Raw genomic sequence first — 10,148 nt, forward strand, 5'->3', positions numbered from 1 at the left:
GCCAGGATTACCCAAACAATTCCTGCACCGGTTTGCCGCCGTCGACCACTTTGATCGGCCGGCCGATGGGGCTCATGTTTTCTTTGGCGGGCTTCATGCCCAGGCTTTTGCAGAAGGTTTGGAACAGATCGTTCACGGCGACGGGGCGGTCTTTGATTTCGTTGCCCGTGGCGTCGGTTTCGCCGATGACCTGGCCGCCGCGGATGCCGCCGCCGGCTAAGGCCACGTTAAACGCTTTGGGGAAATGGTCGCGGCCGCTGTTGGCGTTGATGTTGGGGGTGCGGCCGAATTCGCCCATCCACACGACAAGAGTTTTGTCGAGCATGCCGCGCTGCTTCAAATCGGCCACCAGCGTGGCAAACGGCTTGTCGACCGTCTCGGCGAGCCGTGACACCCGGGCGAAATTATCTTGGTGTGTGTCCCAGCCGTCCAAGTGGACTTCGACAAAGGTTACGCCCGACTCGACCAGCCGCCGGGCCAGCAAGCAGCCGGAGCCGAACGCGCTGTCGCCATAGGCGGCGCGGGTTTTATCGTCTTCTTTCGACAGATCGAAGGCTTTCATGTCGGGGCTGGTGATCATTTTCACGGCGCGCTGGTACAGCTTTTGGTGCTCGGCCGATTCGGGCGAGAGCTTGCCGCCGCCGGCCGCGATTTCCAACTGGCCGAGCAAATCGAGCCGGCTGTTGTAACGGGACATGTCGGTCTGGACCGTGGTGTTGGTGGGCGGAGCGCTGGGGTTGGCAATGTCGAATGGATCGAATTCATTTCCTAAAAATCCGCCGCCGCCGCCACTACCGCGCCCGCCGCCAATGCGCACGAATGATGGCAACTGCCCGGCCGCATCGGCAATTTCGTGCGCCACGAGCGAACCCAGCGTGGGATACTTGACCGTGGCGACGGGCAAATACCCGGTGTGCATTAGCAGTTGTGCCCGGGGGTGCGCGCCTTCGCGGCTGTTGACCGAGCGAATGAAGGCGATGTCCCCAGCCTGCTTGGCGACTGCAGGCCAATCGGCGGCAATTTGAATTCCGGGCACGGCGGTGGAGATGGCTTTGGTTTCGCCGCCGGTGGCCGTGCCGGGCTTGGGACTGAATGTTTCGAACTGGCTAGGGCCGCCTTGCATCCACAGCAAAATGCAAGCCATTCCGCGGCTGCGCAAATCGGCGGCCTGGGCGGTGACCAAATCGGTCCAGTGCAATAAGCCGCCGGCTAATCCGCCGGCCAGCGCCGAAGCGGAAATGCCTTTCAAAAAATCGCGGCGGCCGAAGGCGCCCTGTTTATGTGCTTTGGCGGTGACGCAGTGGCAAAGTTGGATGGACATGGCTGCTTGGGTGTCTGGTGGTATGGTGTCTGGTGGTATGGTGCCGGAGCCGGGTTGAATTTCTTCTTACCAGGCACTAGACGCCAGACACTAGACACCTAATCATCAGACACTTTCTCTCACTTTCTCTGTAAAAATTCCGTGGAGTTGATCAGCGCCCACAGGACGTCTTCAAAACCTGCGGCGCGGTTTTTACTTTGTTTGACGTGCGTCAGGCACGTTTGCAATTCGGTCTTGTTCGGTTCGCGGCCCAGGCAGCGCAAATACAACTCCGTGGCGACCGCCTCGTCGTCCGTGGTGGACGAAAGCAATTGGCCCAGGCCGGTGCCGGGGCGGTAGCCGTTAATGGCCCGATTGATTTGCGGGCCGTTCATCATCAGCAGGGCTTGCGGAATGGAGCCTGTGACTTCGTCTTTAGGCACGCTGGGGTCGAAGCCGAAGATCTGGTCGAATTGATTTCGCGGCGAGCGGAGCAGGGCGGCAGCTTTTCCGCCCGCGCCAGCGCCTCCGGTGGCCGCCAGGCGCAGCATCGGCAAATCGTCGTTGATTCCTAGCGCCGATACGAGTGCATCGTACACTTCGTCGCCGCGCAAGCGTTCCGGACAATTCGCGGCAAATGGCATATCGGTGGGGAGCCGCCGCGAACGGCTGTCGCGCTGATAGGCATCGGTATCGGCGATAATGTGGAACAATCGCTTGATGTCGAATCCGCTGTCGGCAAATTCGTGGCCCAAAATATCCATGGTTTTGGGGGCCGTGCAAGTGCGGTCGGGCCCAATGTCGTCGATCGGCTCATATAAACCTTCGCCCACCAATTCGCCCCAAATGCGGTTGACGAAGGCTTTGGCAAACCACTCGTCGGTGGGCGCGGTGATCCATTTGGCAATGGTTTCGCGGCGCTCGGCATCCGGAGTGCCGAAGGGAAGTTTTTGGCCAGTGAGAAAGAACACCGGCTGCATTTTGGTCCCTTCCGATTCCGGATGTTTCAAGTCGGGCATGTAATGCTCAGGACTGCCGACGGGCCGATTGGCCGCTTTTGGATTGGTGATTTTGAAGGGCCGGTCATTGCTGGCAACTTCGAAGCTGCGCTTTTCGTCGTCCAACTTCACCGGCCTCAACGCAATGCGCGGGAAGAAGGCCGCCAGCTCATGAAATTGGTTGCGCTTCCAGCGGTCGGTTTTATGATCGTGGCAATTTGCGCATTGAACTTGGATGCCCAGAAAGATGCGCGACACTTCGGACGTGATGTCGCTGGTATTGCCGTTTTGCGCCATGATGAGGCCGGTGGCGCCGTTCTCGCGGACATCGCCGGTGGCCGTCATAAAGGAACGAGCGATTTCGTCCCAGGGCGTATTCTTGTTGAATTGCTCGGTCAGATAGTCAGTGAGCGCCGGCTGGGCCAATAGAGCGCGTTCGTCGGTGCGGCGATACATCATCACGTCGCGCCAGTAGTGGCCCCAGTTTTCACCGAAGCGCGGATCATCCAGGAGCTTGACAATTACTTTGTCGCGCTTATCGGCCGTGGGATCGAGGACGAAGGCCGTTACTTCGTCCGGCGTGGGATTGCGTCCGATAAAGTCCAGATACACGCGCCGCAGAAAAACTTCGTCGCCGGCGCGTTGACTGAACGTCATGACTTTGTTGCTATCGTCGGCGGCGGCCAAATCTTCCGTGAGCGATCTGTCGATTTCCTTGGCCAGCGCCGCCGGTGCGTCTTTGCTGATCGAAAACGGGTCGGGCTTGCCCGTCCAATTGATCAGCGGCGTTTGCTTGACCGAGGTATTGTATTCGGCTGCCGGCAGCGAGAAGCCCAACGTCACCAAAACCAGCGCGACAGCAACCACCCCAAAAATTGGCTTTTGCATGGCAGTTTGCGAATTAGAGACGCCCCTACCGTTAATTCTCAGCCATTTATTTGAACCCCGCAAGCTACGCGGCAGTTCCGAGGGCCAACTTAGAAACTATGCTTTCTTATCGGGCCGTAACAGCCGAGGTTGCCCCGAAACCACATCAGTTGCAATTTCGATACAAGAAAGCAGCCGTTTGCGGTCCCCGTCCGGCATCGCAAGGGGCATTTCAAGAATCCGCCAGATTGCCGCAAATCATTACGCCATAAGCCAAATGTTACACGTCAGAGAAATCAATTCGCCGCAGCAGCTAGCCGATTTGCGGACGGTGTGGAGAGATTTGCTGGCTTCGACCGCCGGGGCGACCTTTTTCCAATCGCTCGATTGGTTGGAAACTTATTGGCAGTTTTACGGCTATGGCATAGCAGATACTTCCGAAAAATTGTCGGACGGCGGGGCGCACACTAGTGTCCGGCCGGAGCGATTACGGGTGCTGCTGGTCGAAGCCGATCGGGAACCGATTGGCATTTTGCCGCTCGTCGTAACGACCGAACCGTACCGTGTGGGACCGATGCGCGTGCTCGGCTATCCGCTAGCCGGGTGGGGCAGTTTTTATGGACCGATTGGCCCGCACCCTGCCGCCACGCTGCGCGCCGGTTTGCAACACATTCGCCACACGGCGCGCGATTGGGATTTATTGGACCTGCGCTGGGTTGATGCGGACGAAGTCGACGAGGGGCAAACTCCGCAAGCCATGCAAGTGGCCGGTTTCAAATTCGAAAGCCAGGTGTGGCACTTTTCGGCGCAGATCGAACTGCAAGACGGCTGGGAAAAATATTGGGCCGGACGCAAATCGATTTGGCGAAGCAACCTGCGGCGCTGCGAGCGGCTGCTTACCGAGCGCGGCAAGCTGGAATACCTGCGTTACCGTCCGCTGGGAGAAGCACACGGCGATGGCGACCCACGCTGGGATTTGTACGACACCTGCGTGGAATTGGCGCGGCGCAGTTGGCAGGCCGATTCGAACAGCGGCACGACACTCTCGCACGACTCAGTGCGCGAATATTTGCGCGCCACCCACGAATCGGCCGCCCGGGCCGGCGCGGTCGACGTGAATTTGCTGCTGCTGGACGGCGAGGCCGTGGCGTTTGCGTACAATTATCGATTTCGTAACTGGGTGTATGGCGTCCGCAACGGATACGATCCAGCGGCCGTCCAGGAAGGGGCCGGCACCGTACTGATGGGTAAAATGATCGAAGACAGTTGCCAGCGCGGCGATCAACTGTTCGACTTGGGACCCGACTATCTGAAGTGCAAACGCTATTGGTACACCCGCTTGCACCCGGCCTACCATTACACGCATTTCCATCCGGTCCGTTTGCGTGCCCAGGCCTTGCGGCTGAAGCGGATCGTCCGCCGCTGGTTGAGTTGGAGCCCGACAGAACCGCAACCCACTGTGGTGGGTTGAGATTGGCCGTCGCCTAATCGGATGCAGTGCCGGCCGGGCACGGACTGAAGATGAGTCGAAGCCGTTTTTGTGGCTGAGCCATCAACTTTTCAAACGCGACTCGTAACGCTCATCAATCGTCGTAGCGCGCGCGGCGATAATATCCGCGGCGATAGAAAGGCATACGGGTGCCAGGGGGCGGGGCGGTCACGCCTTCGCGGAAGAAATATCCGCCCATCAAGCGATAGAAAAACAGCAGCAGAAACGCGCCACCCGTGCCGACGGCAAAACCTAACGGACTGATCGGTGAGATGTGCCGGTCGGAAAAGTAAGACAAAATGCCGCAGCCGATGATGGTGCCGCCGATGCCCATCATCAGCGTGGCGATGGTCCCGCCCGGGTCGCGTCCCGGCATAATGGCTTTGGCCAGCAAACCCACCAACGTGCCAAAGCCGACCCACACCAACAATTCGTTGGCGGCCTGCTGCACGGCGGTGGAGAATTCAACGTCGGCCATAGAACGCAAAAGACGAATTTCGAATGTCGAATGAATGACCAATGACCAAATCCCAATGACCAAATAGGTTGAGTCTCAACCATTTTTCATTAGTCATTCGAGCTTAGGCATTCGTCATTTGGAGATTTCCCTCAGCGCGGCTGACGTCCGATGGGGCGCCCTGCGAAGGGCGACGCCGATCAGACGTCAGCGCGAAGGGGTCGTCCCCCCTGCCGCCGGCAACGGGTTGAAATTGCCTTCGATTGCTCGATGGCAAAACCGGCAACCTGGCCGACGTCCGACAAACTTGTACGGCTCGAAGCCCGAGGGTTGCGAGCCGGCGCCTGGGGCTTTTTCGGCCAAAGGCTTGGTGAACTGGTAATTTGGGATCGTGCGGCGGTTTAGCCGCAGTTCAATTCGTGTTTGGTGCAGATTTGATTTGCTTGTGTCTTGCTGCAATATCGTTATTGTTGCACTGGGGCCGGTGGCGGCGGCAGCGTTGACGGTGGTCCTTGTTGCTGCTCTTGCGATTCGCGATATTCCTTTTGGGCCGCAGCTTCGTTAGTTAAAGGGAACTGATTGCCCGGCGGAAAGTATTGCACTTGCGAGCTTAAATAATATCCGCTGGGTAAATTCTGGCCGGAGTACGTGCCCATGCAGCCAGTCAGTCCGCAAAAGCCTGCCAGGGCCACGGCCCACAAGGCGTGTTTCCAAAAGCGAGCGGTTGACATTGAATTCATCGACCACCTCCTGCGGCATTCGCGCGGGGATTCCTCAAGCGCAGCGATTTGCTGGCCGCGGCAGGCGTACTCTGCCAGCGGGTGCAAATTCTAAAATCGTTACAATCGTTATCGTCTATCCAAGCGACCAACTTGCGAACGATTTGGGAAATCGGACCTGCTAGCACGCAGATTTGAACGACCGAGACACTGAGGCACAGAGCAGGCAGCGGTAGCTTTATTAGGACGCCAGGAATTCAGGATCGCATAGAGCTTGCCATCATCAGTTTTGCTCTCCTGGCTTCCTATTAACAATTCTTCTCTGTGTCTCCGTGTCTCCGTGGTGAAAAAGGCTGAATTGGCTACTAGTCGCGGAAGCTGTCGAGCCGGGGTATGATGAATTTAGCGCCTGATCGGCCAATTGGGACAGAATTGCCGTCGGGACAGAATCTATGCGGAGGCGAAACATGATGCTTTCCTTTGCGCGCGGGCGAGTGCCTGCCCGAGAGCGTGTTCCCGTGCCGTTTCATGCACGGTCCGTGTCAACCGCTGCGGCATTGCTGTTCATTGTTTCGCTAGCATTGCTGGCTTGTGGAGCGACTCCTGCCGGGGCCCAAGTACAGCAAGTTCCCATCATGGCGCCAGCCCAAGTTCCGATGGGGGGCGGGCGCTCGTATCCCACGCAAACATATTTTATTGCATTCAATTCGCTCAACGACGGCGATTACAAAACCGCGCTGGATCAGTATACCCGTGAATTGCGCGGCGCCTATCGGAACGGGCAAACGCGCTGGCTCGATTCCATTTGCGATTACACAATGGTGGGCGAATGCGATTACCGGTTGGGCGATTATTCCGACGCGCTGGAAAACTTCAATGCAGCATTGCAATTGTACATGGCCAATTCGGATTGGATGCTGCGCGTGCAATTTCCACCCACGCTGGGTTCCTCGGGCCCTTCCCGCGGCGCGCCGTGGGGTAAAAGCACCCGGGGGACTGCCCCGGCGCGCATTCCAGAAACCCTGCCGATTGGCGTCGGCAATTTTGATCCCAATCAATTGAATGCAGTGTTGCAGCGCGGCGGCGGTGTGATTTCGCCACCCATGTATTTGTCGATCAACGTGCAGGAAATCGTGCGTTGCACGTGTCTGGCAATGCTGCGCCGCCAAGAAATTTTGGGGCCGCTGGTAACCCATGACACGCTGACCGACGAGGTGCTAGCCACGACGAGCCGGCGACAAGGCCCGCCCAACCATTGGTCGGAAGCGTGGCTCGATGCGTTGCAAGCCACAGCCTATAACTCGGCCGGGAAAGAGGGCCAGGCCATTGCGCTGCTCAAGCGTTCGCTGTTGATGCAAGGACAGTTCGATCACCCATTGACCGGGTTGGCCTTGTTGCAATTGGGACAGTTGTCGATGGAGACGGGCGATTACAAAACTGCCGGCGGATATTTCGAGGAAGCCACTTATACCGGCTACGATTATTCCGACGCCACGGTGATTACCGAGGGATTCAAAAAACTGTTTTTGGCGCATCTTCTGGCCGGCGATGTCGCTACGTTGGATACGCTTCTTACGCAGGCCGAGGGTTGGGCCCGGAATAAGGCCCGCGAATTGGAAGCTACGATCTTGCTGATGGCGGCGGAAAGTCTGGCCGATCGGGGTGATCGCCAACAAGCGGTCGCACTATTGGGCGACGCAACCGGAACCATCGGCCGCCGCACCATGGGAATGTGCGAAATCGGTTCACAACTGTATTTCCTGACCGCGTTAACGCAATATCAAGCCGGGGCCATCAACTCCGGCGATACCGCGTTTAACAACGCTTTGCAATGGTACAAAAACGGCGGTTCGAAATGGCTGTTTCAAATCGGGCAGGCTGACAATTTGTGCGTGAGCAATCCAAACGGTCGGTACGATCGTCACGTGGCGATGCCGCTGTACGCCGACATGCTGCGCGATCCGACACCTGCCGATTGGGCGATGCAACCGTTGGAAAGTTTGGCCGTGATGGCGACGCCACATCCGTTGCCTTTTGAGCATTGGTTGGAAATCGCCGTGCAGCAGGCCACGTCGGCCGATGCCGCGGCGCAAGGGGCATTGTTGATCTCAGATCTGGCTCGGCGGCATCGTTTTTTAAGCACACAACCGTTTGGCGGCCGGCTGTTGGCGTTGCGCTGGCTGTTGGAAGCGCCGCCGGAAACGCTGGACAAACAGGCCGCTTTGCAGCGGCAGGAATTGTTGACTCGCTACCCCAAATATGCCGAGGCAGCCGACAAAGTTCGCCAACTGCGTGCGGACATTACTCAAGCCGGCGTCATTGCCGACGCGCGCGACGCCCAACACGCGCTGAGCGGCAAATTCAACGAGCTGGCCGCGCTCACCACTACGCAGGAAAACATTTTGCACGAGATTGCCGTGCGGCGCGAGCCGGCCAACTTCGTATTTCCCCCTGTTCGCAGCGTGAAACAAGTGCAGCATGACCTGGGCAGCGACAAACTGCTGCTAACGTATTTCGCCACCAGTCATGCTATGTACGGCGGATTTTACTCCAGCGACCGCAGCTCGCTGTGGAAAATCGACAACCCTGCGTTGTTGGAAAAGCGGACTGTGGCATTGTTGAAGGCACTTGGAAATTACGACGCTAATCACGAGCTGCAAGAAGCCCAGCTCAGCGACGAGATGTGGCAGCAGGCGGCCAAAGATGTGCTGGCTTCGGCGCTCAGTAACCCCAAAACCGCCTTCAATGCCGAGTTTAAGGAACTGATTATCGTTCCTGACGGTCTGATGTGGTACGTGCCGTTTGGCATTCTGCCGATGGGCGATCCGAAGGACAACACTCCGCTTATTTCGCGGATGCGGATTCGTTATGCGCCGACGGTGGGGCTAGCAATGAACGACCGCGCCGGGCGAAAAGCCGCGCCCGATTTGGGAGTGGTGGCCGGCAAGCTTTATCCCAGTCAGTCGGCGGATTTTACCGCCGGGGCGCTGGACGATATCCGTCACGCAGCCACGCATGCGGTGGCGCTGCACGCTCCGTTGCCTGCCATTTCGCCTTTGGTGGGAGCGATGCTGGACGGCGTGGTGGTGCTGGACGATATTCCAGCCACGACTCCGCAATCTGGTCCGTACGATTGGTCGCCGGTGCCGCTGGAAAAAAACAACAAGAACGTGGGTGCGCTGAGCACGTGGCTGGAACTGCCTTGGAAAAATACCGATGTGTTCGTGTTTCCCAGCTTTCACACGGCGGCGGAAAACGGTTTGAAAACCGTCGGCACAACGCCCGGCAACGATTTGTTTTTGGCGACGACCGGTTTGATGGCCACAGGCGCGCGAACGATTTTAATCAGCCGCTGGCGAACCGGCGGCCAAACCGCGTTGGATTTGGTGCGGCAGTTCATCCAAGAGCTGCCTTTCTCCGCGGCTGACGAAGCCTGGCAAAGGGCCGTGGAATTAGTGAGCCAATCGCCGTTGGATCCGCAGCGCGAGCCGCGCATCAGGTTAAAGCCCGACTCCCCGCCGATCAATGCGCAGCATCCATTTTTTTGGGCCGGATATTTGTTGATCGATAGCGGGGCCACGCCGCAAGAAATCGATCAGTTGCAAAACAAGCCACAAATCATGAAACTCGATACGAAGAAAGCGGACAACAACGCCGCCGCCCAAAATCCCGCCAATGCGCCGTCTGCCAACGTGCCGCCTGCGGTTCCGCCACAACCGGCCGACGCGAACGCCGTGAATGCAAAATCGTTCGAAATAAAATCGGGCAACGCCAAAGCGGGCGAAGAAAAATCGGGTGACACCAAGCCGCTTACGCTTCCCGAACTGAATGCGCCGCAAAAAACTGGCGAGATGAAACCTGGCGGGACTTGAACCCCTCGTTATGTCCGCGGCAGGCCTTTGGCCATTAGTGTGTTTTCCAAATCTTGCTGCTGTCGCTGCAGATTGGTCATTTGATCGGCTAGATCGGGCCGTTTGCCAGCCATGTCGACAGCTTCGTCGATCCAGCCGCGTGCTTCAGCGGCCCATTTGGCGAGGGTTTCTTTCGGCACATCAGCTTTAGCCAATTGAACTTCAATGCCCAGCGCCCTAGCGCCAAAGCTGCGCCAGGCCCAACTGTCTGGGTTGTCGGGCGCAAGCGCAATGGCTTTGCGCACATCTTCCAGGGCCCCTTTGCGATATTCCAGTTTTTTTGCCACCGTGAAGGTGGGCGAGCTGGAAAGAACGCTTTTGAACTTGGCATTCGCCGCATTCCAATCGGCCAGCGCTTCACTGTGCGGATCAGCCTTGAGCTGAATCACTCGGGCGTCGTCTTTCAG

Annotated in this window: 7 protein-coding genes; 2 read left to right on the top strand and 5 right to left on the bottom strand. The window is 58.0% G+C overall.

Annotation, left to right across the window (positions count from 1 at the left end; translation table 11 throughout):
- Positions 1–7: 7 nt before the first annotated feature.
- On the bottom strand, positions 8–1,321 hold the full coding sequence (locus VMJ32_17660; protein HTQ40850.1) for a DUF1501 domain-containing protein: 1,314 nt from the start codon (positions 1,319–1,321) through the stop codon (positions 8–10).
- Between the two features lie 119 nt (positions 1,322–1,440).
- Positions 1,441–3,186 (bottom strand): DUF1549 domain-containing protein, encoded by a 1,746-nt coding sequence (locus VMJ32_17665; protein ID HTQ40851.1) that lies wholly within the window; start codon positions 3,184–3,186, stop codon positions 1,441–1,443.
- A gap of 256 nt (positions 3,187–3,442) precedes the next feature.
- Between VMJ32_17665 and VMJ32_17670 the strand changes: the two genes are divergently transcribed.
- On the top strand, positions 3,443–4,636 hold the full coding sequence (locus tag VMJ32_17670) for a GNAT family N-acetyltransferase (protein HTQ40852.1): 1,194 nt from the start codon (positions 3,443–3,445) through the stop codon (positions 4,634–4,636).
- Positions 4,637–4,748: 112 nt separating this feature from the next.
- On the opposite strand, the gene VMJ32_17675 is transcribed toward VMJ32_17670, so the two are convergent.
- Together VMJ32_17675 and VMJ32_17680 are read right to left on the bottom strand one after the other, a co-directional pair.
- Complete coding sequence (locus VMJ32_17675; protein HTQ40853.1) at positions 4,749–5,132, bottom strand: GlsB/YeaQ/YmgE family stress response membrane protein; 384 nt, start codon at positions 5,130–5,132, stop codon at positions 4,749–4,751.
- A 443-nt stretch (positions 5,133–5,575) separates the two neighbouring features.
- Positions 5,576–5,851, bottom strand: coding sequence for a hypothetical protein (locus VMJ32_17680; protein HTQ40854.1), 276 nt, complete (start codon positions 5,849–5,851; stop codon positions 5,576–5,578).
- 446 nt (positions 5,852–6,297) lie between these two features.
- Here VMJ32_17680 and VMJ32_17685 point away from each other — a divergent pair, with 446 nt between their 5' ends.
- Entirely contained in the window at positions 6,298–9,702 is a 3,405-nt protein-coding gene (locus tag VMJ32_17685; protein ID HTQ40855.1) for a CHAT domain-containing protein, read from the top strand.
- Positions 9,703–9,710: 8 nt separating this feature from the next.
- Here the strand turns inward: VMJ32_17685 and VMJ32_17690 are convergent.
- The coding region (locus VMJ32_17690) for a hypothetical protein (protein ID HTQ40856.1) at positions 9,711–10,148 on the bottom strand (438 nt) is incomplete at its 5' end.

The sequence above is a fragment of the Pirellulales bacterium genome (assembly GCA_035499655.1).
GTDB lineage: Bacteria > Planctomycetota > Planctomycetia > Pirellulales > JADZDJ01 > DATJYL01.